The sequence below is a fragment of the Dyadobacter sp. Leaf189 genome (genome assembly GCF_001424405.1).
GTDB lineage: Bacteria > Bacteroidota > Bacteroidia > Cytophagales > Spirosomataceae > Dyadobacter.
In genome coordinates this window covers 416,086-431,199 of the sequence record NZ_LMPS01000004.1, presented here as the reverse complement: position 1 = coordinate 431,199, position 15,114 = coordinate 416,086, and the positions used below count along the sequence as shown (strand labels likewise).

The window sequence follows — 15,114 nt, the reverse complement described above, 5'->3', positions numbered from 1 at the left end:
CAGCCTGCGTAATACTTCGATACAGGCACGCTACAAAGCTAACGATAATCAGTCTAAATAAAAGACCTTTTTCGAAAGAATGTGCCTGTTGATGTTACCTGCGGGGGGGTTGAGTGTATAAAGGCTGAAAAAGAAAATCTTTATACTATGGACACTTTCATTGTTTTAGCTGTCATCGCCGGCATTGGTTACTGGATGTTTACCGTCTCCAAGAGAAGAAAAACGGTTGTACTGGACGACAATTCATTTTACCAGAACGGGGTTCGGGTAAACTTTACCGAACAAACCATCACCATTGGCAGATACACCTATCCGGTACACAAAGTCACGGGCATCAAGGCAAATACAGTGGTGAAAACCAAGGCTTCCATTCTGGCCAATGTAGGTACGGTCGACATTGAAGTGGATGATTTTACTAAGCCCGTACACAGCATTAACTTCAATGGTTATTCGGTTCAAAAAGACACCAAGGAATTCGCACAGCGCCTGTCGGTTGCATTGCGAAAAGCCGGCGGACCGAGTTTCAGCTAGACAGACGCTTCATTCAGGGAAAGCCCGGCACATTACCAGGAAAAAAGGGTGGGACAGGAAACAGAAAAAGCCGCGTCAAACTAGTTGGGTAATACATAGTGTAAAATGCCCTTGACAGTTGTTACTTTGTGTCGGCTTCCTCTCTCACAACTGTTGTTATATGATTTACAAGATTACCCTGTTTGTCTTTTTATTCGTATCCTTCCATTATTCAAAAGCCCAGAAATCATTTGAACCCGGCTACCTGCTTGTTTCCGCCGGCGACACGCTGAAAGGGTATATCGATTACAAAAACTGGTCAAAAAATCCGGAAACGATCAGCTTCCGGAATACGGCCGACGGCGCAGCAAAAACCTACGGATTGAGTGATCTGGAAGGTTTTTATGTGCACGGAGAGAGTTATATCAAAGCAGAAGTAGATGTGAATACCAGTCCGTCGTCCATTGATGAGCTATCATATTCCCCATTGCCAAAGCTTGAAAAGACGACTGCCTTTTTGTTAACACTCAACAGCGGTCCAAAGGGCCTTTATTATCTGAAAGGAAAGGACGATAAGGTCCAGCTATATGTGAGCGACAAGCCCGGCGCCTACGAATTGCTCGTGGAACACAGGTACCTCGCTAATAATGCATCGCGGCAGGTCGTGACTGTTAACCAGTACAGGGAGCAGTTGAAGAAGTTCTTTTCTGATTGTGAAGCTGTGATGGCGGGAAATAAAAAGGTCTTTTATTCATCCAAAATGATCGGCCAGGTGTTTGACAGGTACTATGCGCAATGTGCTTCCACCAAACCGGCCGTCTCCTACAAATCTCCGGCTTCTGTAACCCAGTTCGGGATTATTGCAGGATTAACGGGTTCGAAGTTGAGCTTTGAAGGTGTTTATGATCCCAGGCTCGTGCATGGAAATTTTCCCGTATCGCGCAATGCAACGGGCGGACTTTTCTTTAATCTCCTGGTACCCCGACTCAAACAACGCATTTCGGTCTACAACGAACTTGCATTTGTATCCTACAAAACCAGCAGCGTCGATGAGACCAGATACAGCGGAGATAGCTACAACAGGTGGACCAGCACAATGGGGTACAACTATATCAAGCTTATCAATATGGTGAGGTACTACATTCCGGCGGGTGGGTTGAAGCTGTTTTTGAATGCCGGTATTTCCAATGCAGCCGCCATTTCTGAAACAAATGAGGAGATCATAGAAAGTAAATTTTCCGGCCCGCAGCCGCTCGTTTCGAAAAACATAGTATTAGGCGCTACCCGCAAGCATGAGCTGGGATTTGTTGCCGGACTCGGAGCGACTTACAAGAAGTTTGGTGCCGAGTTCCGCTACGAGTCCACCAATGGGATGTCGGCATTGCAGGATTTAAAGTCAAAAATCAGCAGGACCTATTTGCTGGTCAGCTACCGGATTAAGTAGGTAAAAGTCCGGGCTTCAAACGTTCCGCATGGAGAATGTCCTTGCCGGAAGCCGCGAGCTCTCCTGATCTTATAGCCGGTTTTTCATGTAGTAACCTGTTCCATACCAGCAATCCTGCGACAGCGCAGGCAATGCCGGTTACGAAAACCAATCCCCGGATTGTACCTGACAGTGCACTGCGACTTCCGGATTCTGTCGCGTCTTTCCAGCCAACAGCCCAATGTAGAAGCAGCGGGATAGTCGCCAATGCGTTAAACCAGGATAGCTTGTTGTGAAAATTTTCAACGGCAGCCTTATATGCAGCATCCGTAGCGTACAAGTACATGATCAGTGTAATGACAAGAACCGCCGTGCTGCCAGCAATGTAAAATCCCGCCGTTTTCAGCCAGACCGGCCTTGTTTCAGCAGTAAACAGGAGACAAATCCCGTACAAGCCCCAGGTAGCCAGCACCAGGGAATAAGACGGAAAGTACAGGTTGATGTAATCGCCAACTACGAAGACGCGGTACAGTATATAGTATCGTAAGATAGTTGCGATCAGGTGTATTGCTACGGCAACTTTGGCCGCATGATGACGGGCAGTAAAGTGATACCATAACAAAGCCGCCAGCCACAGCATGGAAGTAGCGAATGCAACAACAAGCCACGGCAGAAAGGAGGGCAGGAGAAATAGCCTGGAATCAAGCAGAGCTTGTAATGAGACTTGGAGCGCTATACTGGCCGCGTAAATCACACCGCAAAATATCAGTAATACGTACATGCTTTTTGTCATGGCTGAATGTGGGTCAGGCTATCAAATGAATAAACAGGACTTCGACAGGCAATGTACTTCCCTGTAAACTGATTTGCTGCCCGGTTAAGATTATTTAACAGATCAGTTGTGCAGCTTTCCATTTCTGAGAATGGAAGAGTGTGAGCCGTAGAGACAAAACATTTGAGCCGCAGGAGCAACTCGCACGCGGCTGGAAACCTGACCTTTGTGTTATGAAAAACATCACAAAAATTCAGTTGGGCCAAAACGGCCCGTTCGTGTCCAAACTTGGTTTGGGCTGCATGCGTATGTCGTCTGTCTGGGGTGGGCCCACAGCTGACGAGACCGAAAGTATAGCTACGATCCACCAGGCGCTGGATAGCGGCATCAACTTTCTGAACACCGGGGATTTCTATGGCGCAGGCCACAATGAAATGCTGATAGGAAAGGCTGTTAAAGACAGGCGCGACGATGCATTTATCAGTGTCAAATTCGGCGCTATCTTTCACAATGGTCAATGGCTGGGATTGGACCTTCGTCCCGTGGCGATCAAAAATTTCATCAACTACTCGCTGACCCGTTTGGGCGTTGAAACCATCGACCTTTACCAGCCCAGCCGAATGGATGGAAGCGTGCCCGTTGAAGATATCATCGGAACAGTAGCCGACCTGATCAAAGAAGGCAAGGTTCGTTACATCGGCGTATCAGAAATTACAGCCGAACAGCTTCGCGAGGCCAACAGCGTTTATCCGATCAGCGCGCTGGAAATCGGCTACTCATTGGCGGACCGCCAGATAGAGAGCGACCTACTTCCCGCAGCAAAAGAATTGGGAATTGCCGTGGTTGCATTTGCCAACACCGCCGAGGGACTGTTGACAGGTAACATGAAGGCCCCGCTTTCCGAAACCGACCACCTCAACCATTTCTCGCGGTTCCAGGGTGAAAACCTGGTGAAGAACCTTGAAAAAGTGGAGGTACTGAAGCAACTCGCCGGCAGCAAAGGCTACACACCCACACAGCTGGCCATTGCCTGGGTGAATGCGCAGGGTGACCATATCATGCCTCTGGTGAGCATGAGCCGCAGGTCGCGTTTGCCGGAAAATATCGCAGCCATGGATATTGTATTTACGCCGGAAGAAATGAACACCTTAAACACTACTTTTGCACCAGGTGCTATCCTAGGCGGCACTTACTTACAACGCTAAATGACCAGTCCAGCAGAAATTCTCCCAGGCGTGATCTTCTATTCCTACCTCTCCGCTGAGCGGAAGGAGAAAGTGGCTTTCTGGAACCATCATACACTGGTATTACAGGTTTCAGGGCACTTTACACTGGAAACATCTTCACAAACGATCTCCATGACCGGAGGAGAAATGCTGCTGATTGGCAGAAACCAGCTGGGTACGCTCATCAAAACACCCGGGCCCGGCGGTTACTATGAAACAATCGTTATATCCCTGCAGGAAGATCTCCTGCGCAGGATCGCGCTGGAAGAAAAACTGGAAGCAGAGCGGAAATACATTGGTCCGCCCAATATCCTGATTCCAACAAACGAATTCCTGCAGGGATATTTTCAATCCATCGTTCCCTACGCGCGCAGTTCGGGAGCGGCGATGACAGACGAAATGGGCATTCTCAAAGTGAAGGAAGGGGTTAAGTTGCTCCTACTTGCCCTGCCGGGACTCCGCAACTTTCTGTTCGACTTCTCAGAACCTTATAAGATCGATCTGGAAAAGTTCATGCTCAGCAATTACCACTTCAATGTTCCCATTGAAAAATTCGCGCAGCTTACCGGTCGCAGCCTTGCGGCCTTCAAACGTGATTTCGTAAAAACATTCGGCTCCCCGCCGAGACACTGGTTGCAGGAAAAGCGGCTTAACGAAGCCAAGCACCTCATTGAAACCAGACACGAAAAACCCTCAGCAATTTACCTCGACCTGGGCTTTGAAAGTCTGTCCCATTTCTCACGCTCCTTCAAGAAAAAGTTTGGCAAAGCGCCCACTGCATTGAACAATGCGGGCTAGTATGTACAAATTGTCCATGTGAATCGGCAAGTTGTATAAGTGAATGTCAAACAAAGCGCATACTTTTGTGGCTCTATTTAGAATAAGTCTATTTACTAATAGGAATAGGCTTAGTCGTTATTGAAATAATCCATTTATGGTCGTAAAACTTTTACCAGGCTCCTTTATCTAACTATAAAGCAAAAAAAGCCGGATGGCTGGTACCCACCCGACTTTCGCGCCAAGGCGCGGTGCTTTCAAACGCTGAACATTTTTAAGCAATGCAAATTAGCAAAATTCTGCTTACAGGGCTGTTTTGTGCCCTGTCTACCATCGCCTTTGCCCAGCAGTCGGGCATTCTGCTTTCCGGGCAGGTCCGCACAGAGGATGGCGACGCGCTTCCCGGCGCATCTGTAAGTCTCAAAGGTACTTCTTATGGTACCGTCGCTGATGCAGCAGGCAGGTACACGCTCGACAATGTACGTCCGGGCGACTACCAGCTGATCGTCACTTACCTCGGTTATCAGACACTCTCGAAAGACATTACATTGAAACCGGGTGAGCATGCCAAACACAGTTTCCGGCTGGTTTCCCAAAGCCGCGACCTGGAATCGCTTTCAGTAATCGGCCGCTCCGAGGCAAAGGAGGTCAATCGCCAGGCATACAACGTAACGGCGATTGATGCGCGAAAGCTGCAAAATGCTACGCTGGACCTTTCTCATGCACTCGACCGTGTTTCCGGTGTGCGCGTTCGGGAGAGCGGCGGGGTAGGGTCCAACATGAATTTTTCACTGAATGGATTCACAGGTCGCCAGGTGAAGTTCTTCCTCGATGGTGTACCGATGGATAATTTCGGCTCCTCTTTCCAGCTCAACAACATTCCCATCAACCTGGCTGAGCGCGTGGAGGTATATAAAGGCGTCGTCCCTATCTGGCTGGGCTCCGACGCACTGGGCGGGGCCGTCAATATCGTGACCAATACCCGCCAGAACAGCTACCTGGATGCATCCTATTCCTACGGATCGTTTAACACGCACCGCACGACGATCAATGCAGGTTATACCAGCAAAAATGGCTTCACAGCGCAGTTGAATGCATTTCAAAACTACTCGGACAACAACTACTGGATCAATGTGGATGTAGCCGATGTGAATACGGGCGAGTACTTCCGGAACCAGCGACTCAGGCGCTTTCACGATACCTATCACAATGAAACGGTGATCGCGAATGTAGGTGTGGTCAACAAAAAGTTTGCAGACCGGCTGCTGGTGGGCATTACACTTGGACAAAACAAGGCCGAGATCCAGACTGGCGCCAGGATGGTAAGCGTTTTTGGCGCGTGGCACCGCAAGGGGAACATCGTGATGCCAAGTTTGAAATACCAGAAGAAGGACCTTTTTGTAAAAGGATTAAACCTGAGCATCTCAGCCAATTACAATCTCGGCCAGGAGCAGAATGTGGATACGGTATACCGCCGCTACAACTGGTTCCAGCAGTTCAAACAATATGAAGGTTTGGGTAGCGAGCGCGAAAGGTCGCTCTACCGGTTCCGTAACAACAATGGACTTGCCACTGCTAACCTGACCTACCAGATCAATGAGCGGCATTCATTGACCATCAATAATGTATATAATACCTTCAACCGAACAGGCGAAGACGAGCTTTTTCCGGATGCAGAGAAGTTTGAGCAACCGCGGATCAACAGGAAAAATGTGCTTGGACTGGGTTATAAGTTCGATTACAACGAGCGCTGGAACACGTCGGTTTTTGTAAAACGGTTTACCCAAAACAACAAATATTCGGTATCGTACAATCCGAGCGGCAACTGGGGAGACAATGCATTTCTTGAACAGAAAAACAGTTTCAGCAAGCTTGGTTATGGAATTGCATCTACGTATTTCCTCTTCAAAAATTTCCAGCTGAAAGGTTCATTTGAAAAAAGCTACCGCCTGCCTGAAACAGACGAGCTGTTCGGTGACCTGATCAACCTGGAAGGTAACATTGAGCTCGATCCGGAGACCAGCCACAATTACAATCTCGGGTTCAGCTACAATGCAGCCATAAATCGTATTCACAGGTTCAGCCTGGATGCAAATGTGCTCTACCGCGACGCACGGGGCTTTATCCGCCCGCGCCTGAATGCAAACCAGACCAAGCAGGTAATGGATAACCTGGCCAGTGTGACCAACTTCGGGATCGATGGCGAAGTCCGTTATTCGTACAAGCAGCTGCTCACCGCCGGCGTAAACCTGACCTACCAGTCACTGCGCAACAACACCCGCTTTGAGGAAGGCTACACTACACAAAGTCCGCTTTACCGCGACCGCATTCCAAACATGCCGTTTATGTTCGGGAATGCAGATGCCGCATTGTTCCTGAAAGATCTGGGGCGGAAGGGGAACACACTTACATTCGGATACAACCTACTGTTTGTACATGCCTACTATCTCTACTGGCCCAGTCTGGGCAGCGACAAGCTCGACATTCCGCAGCAGCTGAGCCACGATGTAAATGTGGTATATGCGATGGCCGGCGGGAAGTACAACATCGCGCTGGAATGCAAAAATCTGCTCGACGCCAAACTGTATGACAATTTCAGTCTGCAAAAGCCAAGTCGCGGTTTCTATGTCAAATTACGCTACTTCATCAGTAAATAATTTCTCTCAACTCATAATCAACTCTAATCAAAAAAATGAAAAAGTCATATTTGAAATGGTTTTTCGTCGCGGGTGCAGGTTTGCTCCTGAATGCTTGTGATAATGGAAGTTCTACGCCGGAACCAGGACCCGAACCAAACCCTGGCGGTGTATCGCGCTATGTAGTAGCCTCGGCGCCCATTGGGTCACAGGGCGTTGCCGATTACCTGCTGACTACGAGCGACCTTACGCAGGGGACGATCAGTACAGTAGGGCAGGGCATTGAGCAGGACGGATCGTACCGCTACTATGTGACGCACAAAGGAAAGTTTTTCAGTTTGTTGTACGGACAAGGTAACCCGGGCGCGGTAACTACCTATGCATTGGATGAAAAAGGCGCATTGCAGAAAACTTCTGACTTCCAGGCCGAAACCGTGCATGTATTCGCCCCGGCAGGTGATGATATTCTGACGATCAGAGTGCCGCGGAGTGGAAATGAAAGTGCATCCTGGTTCCGTATCAATGCCGATCAGTCTAAAATCGTAGCGGAAGGCCAGGTGAACATTGTGAAGCTGGCTGGCAATGGAGAGCGCGCGCACTTTACCTGGGCCACGCAGGTGGGCGACAAAATCTATGCACCTTATATGAGTATCAAAGGAGCCGCGCCGGACGTGTTCGGCACTGCTTACCCCGACAGCAGCTGGGTCGCGGTGTTTTCTTATCCGGGAATGGTTTACGAAAAAACGATCAGGGACAACCGTACAAGCTTCATTGGCACTTACTTCAACAATGGCCTCGCTGTGGACGAAAATGGAGATGTATACGGATTCTCGTCAGCTTCTGCCAGCAATGCGGGAGTGGCTACATCAAAAAAGCCGTCTGCATTTATCCGTATCAAGAAAGGTGCGAGCGAATTTGACCAGAGTTATTTCTTTAATGTACAGGAGAAATCGGGTGGTTACAAGATCGCGAACCAGACTTACCTCGGCGGCGGCAAGATACTGCTGTATATGTATGGAAATGTAAATACAGCCACCGGTAACAAAAAACTGGCGATCGCTGACCTCTACACTCAAACATTTACCTGGGTAACCGGCGCGCCCGACCTGTTCGCATCGTCATCGGCATCTTACAACAACAACACGGTGAGTGACGACAAAAAGAGCGTGTTCGTCGGCATTAACACCGAAGCAGGCAGCTGGGTTTACACCATCGACATCGCAACTGCCACGGCCAAACAGGGCCTGAAAGTAGAAGGCGGCGCGATTACCGCAATTGTGAAAGTCAAGTAAAACCGGAGAGAAAAGCAGGCTGGCAAGCACCTATGGCATACAGGGATTTCGAAAACAGGCAGACATTTGAACAGGAAGGAGAGGTCCTATCCGAGGAAGTTCCCCTTCATGAATTGGGCAATGCATTTTTTGAAATGACAACGATTGAGGAAGCGGATGAATATTTTTTCCAAGGAGCGCACCGCCACGATTTCTATGAACTGCTTTGGTTCAGGAACGTAGGAGCCGGTCAGTCCCACTGCATTGATTTCATCCGCTGCCCGATCGCCGACAACCAGGTGTTTCTGTTATTACCCGGTCAGGTGCACAGCATTGATCAGCGCGGCAAGTCCGGATTTCTGATAGCAGTTTCCCGGGATTTCTTTGAGCGACAGCTTGGTCGCGATATGATGCAGGCTTTCAGCTATTCCACCAATTTCAATGTGGTCATTCCTGATGAAATGGTGCAGGTACTGAGCACGCTCACAGACCTGATCAAAAATGAATATGAAGGCGAGTGCCGGCCTGCCATACTTGAATCCTATCTACGGAGCTGGCTGCTGCATTGCATTGAGCTGCAAAAGCAGATCAATGCGGTATCGCACAGTGACCCGCGGCTGCATGCATTGATCGGGTTTATCGAAGCGAACTACCGCAAACAGCGCCATGCAGATTTTTACGCAAAACAGCTGTCTATCAGCGCCAAGCGCCTGAATGAACTTACCCGGGAGTCTTTTGGCAAAACGATCAACCAGATGGTCAGCGAGCGGCTGATCCTGGAAGCCAAACGCGAGATCGGCGACATCAGAAAGCCCATTAAAGAGATCAGCTACGAGCTGGGCTTTTCAGAGCCCGCCTACTTTTCACGGTTTTTCGGAAAGCAGACAGGCTTGTCCCCGCAAGATTTCAGGAAGCGGATCGCAGCGTTGAATAACTAGCAATCTTTCATTATTACAATTCAAAATCAGATGTTTAGTACCATTTGCCTGCTTTTTCTCTGCGGCTTTATCTTCTGGATGAACACCTCCCGGCGCATTGCCTGGTCTGACAAAAATCCGGTAATGGCCTATATGTCAGCCAAGCCAATGTACAGCCGCTATGCCGCCGCCGCCTTGTTTATCATTGCGACCGCCCTGTGCGTGATCCGGCTGGGCGCAGGGAGCGGTTTATTTGCTGCGGTCACCATTTTAATGGCTGCGGGCTCGGTCTCAGTGCTGTTTTTTCCTTTTCAATATCTCGGTGTAAAAGGCATCGGGATCCTCTATCTCTGTGTGCTTGCACTTGAACTGCTCACTCCTTAAACTATGCCTGCTAACAAGAAATATCTGACCAAATCTCCGTGGCTGCGCCTGAGCAAGATCCTCGCCGGGTCGGTTGGCGGTTATGCCGTGATGATGAGCCTGCATTTGTTCTTTACCGCTTTTTTGCCAAAAGAAGAGGTGATCATAACCTCCTACTTCACAGGCTATATCCTTTGGGCTTTTCTGCTGCTTTATGCATTTGTTGCCCAGAATGTATGGCGCGTATGGACGATTTACATTGTGCTTACCCTTGTGTTTTCACTGCCTTACCTGCTGAACTTCAATCTCAATCATGGATCTTAGAAAGTACAACATCTATTTTCACACCCATACAATCAGCGGGATCATCATTGCTGCGATATTGTATGTGATCTTCTTTGCAGGTTCTTTTTCCTTTTTCAAAGACGATATCTCGGCCTGGCAAAAAGGGAAATCGATAGCGACGCAAGCGCCTGAGCTCAGGTTTAACCACCTGATCGATTCGCTGGGAGGGAAGTACAATCTGCGCGGCCGCAACTTCGATTTCTATATCCAGCGGCAGGGCCAGGGTACTTATGTGAATATGACGGCGTCGGCTGATACCACCATCAGCAAACCCAAACCCAAGCCAAAAGGCGAAGGCAGGCGAAAGGGCAGAGGCCGGCGCGGCGGCGATGACGATTCGGCTTACTTCCTGTACAGCTTCACAGACCAGAAAGCCGCAGGCGACTATTCGGAAGCCTATGATATGGGCGAGTTCCTGTACCGGCTGCATTTTCTTGCACAGCTCAACCAGGTATTTACATTCAACATCGGCACGCCGGTGGGTTATCTGATTGCAGGTATCGTCTCATTTCTGTTCCTGTTTGCGCTGATTACAGGTTTGCTGGTGCATTGGGATAAAATAAGGTCCAATTTCTTCGTGTTCCGGCCGCTTAGCAAATGGAAGACAGTCTGGACAGATATGCACACGGTGCTTGGGGTGATTGGCTTTCCGTTTCAGCTTGTTTTTGCTGTGACCGGCGTGGTACTGATCGTAAACTGGTGGATACTGACCCCCTTTGCCGACTTGCTTTACGAAGGCAACTCCGAAAAGCTGTACGAAAGCCTGCAATTCAGGCGCGAGATAAAAGCGGAGTACTCCTACAAACCGATGAATGCAGATTTTGACTTTGACGCTTTTGTTTCCAAATGGCAGAAAGAATGGAAAGGGAGCCCGATCACGGGCATTCACATCCGCAACTACATGGACCAGAATATGCAGGTCAGCATGGAATCCAAGCCAGATCCGCAAACCAGTTTCGCCGGTTCTGGTATGGTTCATATCGAAGCCGCATCCGGCAAAATCATCGCGCAGAAATCGCCGCTGACAGGGGGCAATTACATTGACCGCGTGAAAAGCCTCGTGTACCACCTGCATTTCGGGGATTTTGGCGGGAAGCCTTTGCGCATTGTCTTTTTTGTCCTTGGATTAATGGGCTGTGCGGTGATCATTTCCGGTATCCTGATCTGGTTTGTCGCCAGGGACAAAGTGAGCACCGAACCGCACAAGCGCGCATTCAATTTCTGGGCAAGCAATGTGTTTCTGGCTGCCTGCCTGAGTATGCTGCCGGTAACTGCATTCACTTTTGTGATGCTTAAAGTTTTGCCGAAAGTGGATCAGGCGGCGATTTACCATACTTACTTTTACAGCTGGCTAGCTTTATCCGTATACTTCATCATTCGCCGGAGCTTTCCGCTGATGAACCGCCAGACGCTGCTGTTATCCGCCGTGCTCTGTCTTGGGGTTCCCATTGCAAACGGCATTTCTTCCAAACTCTGGCTCTGGCGTACCTGGCAGCAGGGTGCATTCGACATTTTCTTTATTGATGCATTGTTCCTGGTACTGTCTGCCTGCTGCGCATTTGCTTATCGTCGGGTAATGCTGGAAGCAAAGCCTTTCAGGGTTTTGGGTAAAGAAAAGAAAAAGCCTGCGCTGGTTGCTCCGTAATGCAGCCGGGTACCTGTTTTTACATTCATGTTTGATAAAACCTTTGAAATAATGATCATCAAGAAAACACTTTTAGCAATCGTTGCATTTGTTGCCGCCATTTCAAACCTGCAGGCGCACGCACTCTGGATACAAACTGCTCCAACCGGCGTTCCGGGCAAAGAGCAAACTATAAAAATCACCTACGCCGAGCCGGGACTGCAGCCCGAAAAAGTTTCTGAATGGTACTCCGATGTGAAGGAGTTTGAGCTGTGGCTTACTGCACCCGACGGAAAAAAAGAAAAGCTGACCACGGTTGCAGCAGACGATCATTTCACCTCCCGGTTCACCCCTCAGCAGCAAGGCATTTATACGATATCGGCAGGTCACAGCGCGAAAGAACTGGGCGGGAAAACCGTTTACCAGTTCAATGCGAGCGCGCTTGTGAAAGTGGGGAACGCGGCAGAAGGTAATACTGCGGGAGTGAATAAAAACGAATTGAGCGTATTCGCAGACGCGGCGAAATCATACAAAAACAACAAGCCGATGCAGGTTACCACGCTCTATAAAGGGGCGCCGGGCGAGAAGATCGTTGTGACGGTATCATCCCCAAGCGGCTGGTCGAGGCAGATCGAGACCAATCAACAGGGAATAGCCGAATTCACACCGCTCTGGCCGGGAACATACTTTATCGAAGCCTCCAAAAGCTGGAAAGAAAGCGGTACCCACGGCGATAAGGAATACAGCGCCATCTGGCGGGCAGCAACGCTGCTTGTGGAAGTTGCCAGGTAAGAAGGCAGACAGGCAGGTAAGCAGCCAGGTTCTTCCTTGTATTATGTATGATTTATCCTTTATTTTGTGAGACCTAAGTTATACAGAGAGTATCTGTAAGATCTGGTTAAGGGATTTAATCAAAACAATACAATGCTGAAAAAAGGCTGCTTACTTACCTGGCTCTTTGTAATCGCGTGGATTTCACCAGCTCAGGCGCAAAAGGCAGGTGCGAGACCAAACATCGTCATCATCATTTCAGATGATCATGCTTTTCAGGCGATCGGTGCTTATGGAAACAAGCTGGTTGCAACTCCCAACATCGATCGTATAGCCAGTAGCGGTATTCGTTTTGACAAAGCGTATGTGACGAATTCCATTTGCGGCCCGAGCAGGGCTGTTTTGTTAACCGGCAAGTACAGTCACAAGAACGGATTCAAGGATAATGAAACTTCCACTTTTGATCATCGGCAGGACAATTTTGTAAAGCACCTGCAGGCAGGCGGCTATCAGACTGCCTGGATCGGGAAAATGCATTTGGCAGGCAAGCCGGAGGGTTTTGATTTTTACAACATTCTGCCGGACCAGGGTTCTTATTACAATCCCGAGTTCATCGGAATGAATGGGGAAAAGATCAAAAAAGAAGGATATGTAACCAACCTGATCGAAGATATATCGGAACAATGGCTGGATTCACGGGATACCGGCAAGCCGTTTTGCATTGTAATAGGTCATAAAGCCACACACCGGAACTGGCTGCCCGATACCGTTGATTTTGGCCGGTATGATGCTGTCAAATTCCCATTGCCTCCCAACTTCAATGATACATACCAGACCAGGTCGGCGGCGGCTGTTCAGGATATGAGCATCGACAAAACCATGCAAATGGGATACGACCTGAAAATGCTGGGATACAGCAAGAATAGCGAGCCGACGGTCAACAGGATGAATGCCAGCCAGAGAGCAAAATTCGATGCCTATTATGGAGCGATAGAAGCGGAGTTGAAATCTAAAAAGCTTAGCGGGCAGGAATTGGCTGAATGGAAATACCAGCGGTATCTGAAAGATTATTACAGTACCGCCGCCTCACTGGACCGAAACATCGGCCGCACTCTTGACTATCTCGACAAACACAATTTACAACAGAACACGATTGTCATTTATCTGTCCGACCAGGGTTTTTATCTGGGTGAGCACGGTTGGTTCGACAAGCGGTTTATGTATGAAGAGTCTTTCCGGACACCGATGCTGATGCGCTTTCCCGGTGTTATCAAGCCCGGTACAACCAGCGATCACCTGGTCATGAACCTGGATATCGCACCTACATTGCTGGAAGCGGCCGGGGTGCCTGTACCTGCTGATATGCAGGGAAAATCAATGATGCCGCTCCTTAAAAACAACCGCGCGAAGGGCCGCGACGCATTGTACTACCACTATTACGAGAATGGCGAACATTCCGTTTCACCGCATTTCGGTGTGAGCGCGAACAACTACAAGCTGATCCGGTTTTATAAGCGCGTCGACTCCTGGGAGCTGTTTGACCTGAAAAAGGATCCTTCGGAAGAGGTCAACATATTCGGTAAGCCGGGACTTGAAAAGGTCACGGCCGAGCTGAAAAACAAGCTTGATGAGCTGATCAAATTGTATGATGACCGGGACGCGAGAGGTATTTTAGACGCAGCATCAGGAAAGTAAAATGGTACACCTATTTCATGGCAAGCCTTGCAAAGTGGTTTTCCAAATGGCTGCGCATGCCGTTTCTCAGCTGCTCCGAATTGCCGTTTTCGATAATCTCAACAAGTCCTTTGTGTGAAACAAAATCGGCATTGGCTGAATATTTGCGCAGCAAACCGCTTTTGTGCACGTAGTCAAACACCGGCAAGAGCATGCGCTGAAATTTCTTCATGGTCTCGTTACCCGTGATCTCATACAGTTTTCCATGAAATGCAATCTCATGCTCGATCTGGAAAAGCATCCGGTCGGAGGATGAGGGTTCGTTTTCAACCAGCACTTTCAAAGCAGCGATATCTTCGGGCGTAACGCGCTCCATAATGAAGTCGGCCATCCCGATTTCCAGCGACAGGCGCATTTCAAAGATCTCTTTCAAGGTATTGCCATCCAGGATCTTCGGGTTCATGCTTTTTTCCAAGATAGATACCAGGTCCGGGCTGGTAATCACGGCACCGCGGTGCTTTTTGGATTCGACCAAACCCATTAATCTGAGCCGCAGCATTGCTTCCCGAACTACCGTCCGGCTCACCCCAAGTGACTGCGCCAGTTCCAGTTCTTTGGGAATGGAGTCGCCCACCTTGAAATCCTTTTCAATAAATAAAGCGATCAGGTTACTCTCAACTTTGTCTACCAGCGAGCTCGTGTCAATGCTCTTGATACTCTGAAAAATGTCGTCCATTTGAAGTGTAAGGCGTATTATGTCTGACAAAAGTGCGGGTTTTCTTCCAATCCGCAAATGATTTTTTTA

14 protein-coding genes are annotated in these 15,114 nt (G+C 48.9%); 12 read left to right on the top strand and 2 right to left on the bottom strand.

The genetic code is table 11. From position 1 onward, the window contains the following. Positions 1–147: 147 nt before the first annotated feature. Together ASG33_RS11080 and ASG33_RS11075 are read left to right on the top strand one after the other, a co-directional pair. Positions 148–531 (top strand): hypothetical protein, encoded by a 384-nt coding sequence (locus ASG33_RS11080; RefSeq protein WP_157474712.1) that lies wholly within the window; start codon positions 148–150, stop codon positions 529–531. 160 nt (positions 532–691) lie between these two features. Then, the gene (locus ASG33_RS11075; RefSeq protein WP_056284465.1) at positions 692–1,954 is read left to right on the top strand and encodes a hypothetical protein; all 1,263 of its coding nucleotides are present in this window, start codon (positions 692–694) and stop codon (positions 1,952–1,954) included. Here the strand turns inward: ASG33_RS11075 and ASG33_RS11070 are convergent. Continuing rightward, complete coding sequence (locus tag ASG33_RS11070) at positions 1,947–2,714, bottom strand: hypothetical protein (protein WP_157474710.1); 768 nt, start codon at positions 2,712–2,714, stop codon at positions 1,947–1,949. The genes ASG33_RS11075 and ASG33_RS11070 overlap by 8 nt on opposite strands. Before the next feature lie 224 nt (positions 2,715–2,938). Here ASG33_RS11070 and ASG33_RS11065 point away from each other — a divergent pair, with 224 nt between their 5' ends. The 10 genes from ASG33_RS11065 to ASG33_RS11020 all read left to right on the top strand — a co-directional run bounded on the left by ASG33_RS11065 (position 2,939) and on the right by ASG33_RS11020 (position 14,330). Beyond that, positions 2,939–3,910: an aldo/keto reductase gene (locus tag ASG33_RS11065; protein ID WP_056286388.1), complete on the top strand. Its 972-nt coding sequence runs from the start codon at positions 2,939–2,941 to the stop codon at positions 3,908–3,910. Next, positions 3,911–4,729, top strand: coding sequence for an AraC family transcriptional regulator (locus ASG33_RS11060; RefSeq protein WP_056284459.1), 819 nt, complete (start codon positions 3,911–3,913; stop codon positions 4,727–4,729). Positions 4,730–4,989: 260 nt separating this feature from the next. Beyond that, entirely contained in the window at positions 4,990–7,365 is a 2,376-nt protein-coding gene (locus tag ASG33_RS11055; protein WP_056284455.1) for a TonB-dependent receptor, read from the top strand. A 35-nt stretch (positions 7,366–7,400) separates the two neighbouring features. Beyond that, positions 7,401–8,636 carry a DUF4374 domain-containing protein gene (locus ASG33_RS11050; protein ID WP_056284450.1) on the top strand — a complete coding sequence of 412 codons (1,236 nt, stop codon included), beginning with the start codon at positions 7,401–7,403 and terminating at the stop codon, positions 8,634–8,636. Positions 8,637–8,668: 32 nt separating this feature from the next. After that, complete coding sequence (locus ASG33_RS11045) at positions 8,669–9,553, top strand: helix-turn-helix domain-containing protein (RefSeq protein ID WP_082489188.1); 885 nt, start codon at positions 8,669–8,671, stop codon at positions 9,551–9,553. 30 nt (positions 9,554–9,583) lie between these two features. After that, positions 9,584–9,916, top strand: coding sequence for a hypothetical protein (locus tag ASG33_RS11040; RefSeq protein WP_056284447.1), 333 nt, complete (start codon positions 9,584–9,586; stop codon positions 9,914–9,916). A gap of 3 nt (positions 9,917–9,919) precedes the next feature. After that, positions 9,920–10,219 carry a hypothetical protein gene (locus tag ASG33_RS11035; RefSeq protein WP_056284441.1) on the top strand — a complete coding sequence of 100 codons (300 nt, stop codon included), beginning with the start codon at positions 9,920–9,922 and terminating at the stop codon, positions 10,217–10,219. Then, positions 10,209–11,885, top strand: coding sequence for a PepSY domain-containing protein (locus ASG33_RS11030; protein ID WP_056284435.1), 1,677 nt, complete (start codon positions 10,209–10,211; stop codon positions 11,883–11,885). Before ASG33_RS11035 ends, ASG33_RS11030 begins: the two co-directional genes overlap by 11 nt. Before the next feature lie 51 nt (positions 11,886–11,936). Beyond that, on the top strand, positions 11,937–12,656 hold the full coding sequence (locus ASG33_RS11025) for a DUF4198 domain-containing protein (protein ID WP_082489227.1): 720 nt from the start codon (positions 11,937–11,939) through the stop codon (positions 12,654–12,656). Positions 12,657–12,788: 132 nt separating this feature from the next. Continuing rightward, a complete protein-coding gene (locus ASG33_RS11020; RefSeq protein ID WP_056284433.1) occupies positions 12,789–14,330 on the top strand; it encodes a sulfatase in 1,542 nt (513 codons plus the stop codon). A gap of 10 nt (positions 14,331–14,340) precedes the next feature. Here ASG33_RS11020 and ASG33_RS11015 read toward each other — a convergent pair whose 3' ends face one another. Beyond that, positions 14,341–15,075, bottom strand: coding sequence for a FadR/GntR family transcriptional regulator (locus tag ASG33_RS11015; RefSeq protein ID WP_229238620.1), 735 nt, complete (start codon positions 15,073–15,075; stop codon positions 14,341–14,343). Positions 15,076–15,114: the final 39 nt, after the last annotated feature.

What these genes read in the sequence shown, in the direction of transcription:
- ASG33_RS11045 (WP_082489188.1), top strand. Translation starts at nt 8,669, where the DNA reads ATGGCATACAGGGATTTCGAAAACAGGCAGACATTTGAACAGGAAGGA.
- ASG33_RS11065 (WP_056286388.1), top strand. Translation starts at nt 2,939, where the DNA reads ATGAAAAACATCACAAAAATTCAGTTGGGCCAAAACGGCCCGTTCGTG.
- ASG33_RS11040 (WP_056284447.1), top strand. Translation starts at nt 9,584, where the DNA reads ATGTTTAGTACCATTTGCCTGCTTTTTCTCTGCGGCTTTATCTTCTGG.
- ASG33_RS11050 (WP_056284450.1), top strand. Translation starts at nt 7,401, where the DNA reads ATGAAAAAGTCATATTTGAAATGGTTTTTCGTCGCGGGTGCAGGTTTG.
- ASG33_RS11055 (WP_056284455.1), top strand. Translation starts at nt 4,990, where the DNA reads ATGCAAATTAGCAAAATTCTGCTTACAGGGCTGTTTTGTGCCCTGTCT.
- ASG33_RS11060 (WP_056284459.1), top strand. Translation starts at nt 3,911, where the DNA reads ATGACCAGTCCAGCAGAAATTCTCCCAGGCGTGATCTTCTATTCCTAC.
- ASG33_RS11080 (WP_157474712.1), top strand. Translation starts at nt 148, where the DNA reads ATGGACACTTTCATTGTTTTAGCTGTCATCGCCGGCATTGGTTACTGG.
- ASG33_RS11025 (WP_082489227.1), top strand. Translation starts at nt 11,937, where the DNA reads ATGATCATCAAGAAAACACTTTTAGCAATCGTTGCATTTGTTGCCGCC.
- ASG33_RS11020 (WP_056284433.1), top strand. Translation starts at nt 12,789, where the DNA reads ATGCTGAAAAAAGGCTGCTTACTTACCTGGCTCTTTGTAATCGCGTGG.
- ASG33_RS11035 (WP_056284441.1), top strand. Translation starts at nt 9,920, where the DNA reads ATGCCTGCTAACAAGAAATATCTGACCAAATCTCCGTGGCTGCGCCTG.
- ASG33_RS11030 (WP_056284435.1), top strand. Translation starts at nt 10,209, where the DNA reads ATGGATCTTAGAAAGTACAACATCTATTTTCACACCCATACAATCAGC.
- ASG33_RS11070 (WP_157474710.1), bottom strand. Translation starts at nt 2,714, where the DNA reads ATGTACGTATTACTGATATTTTGCGGTGTGATTTACGCGGCCAGTATA.
- ASG33_RS11075 (WP_056284465.1), top strand. Translation starts at nt 692, where the DNA reads ATGATTTACAAGATTACCCTGTTTGTCTTTTTATTCGTATCCTTCCAT.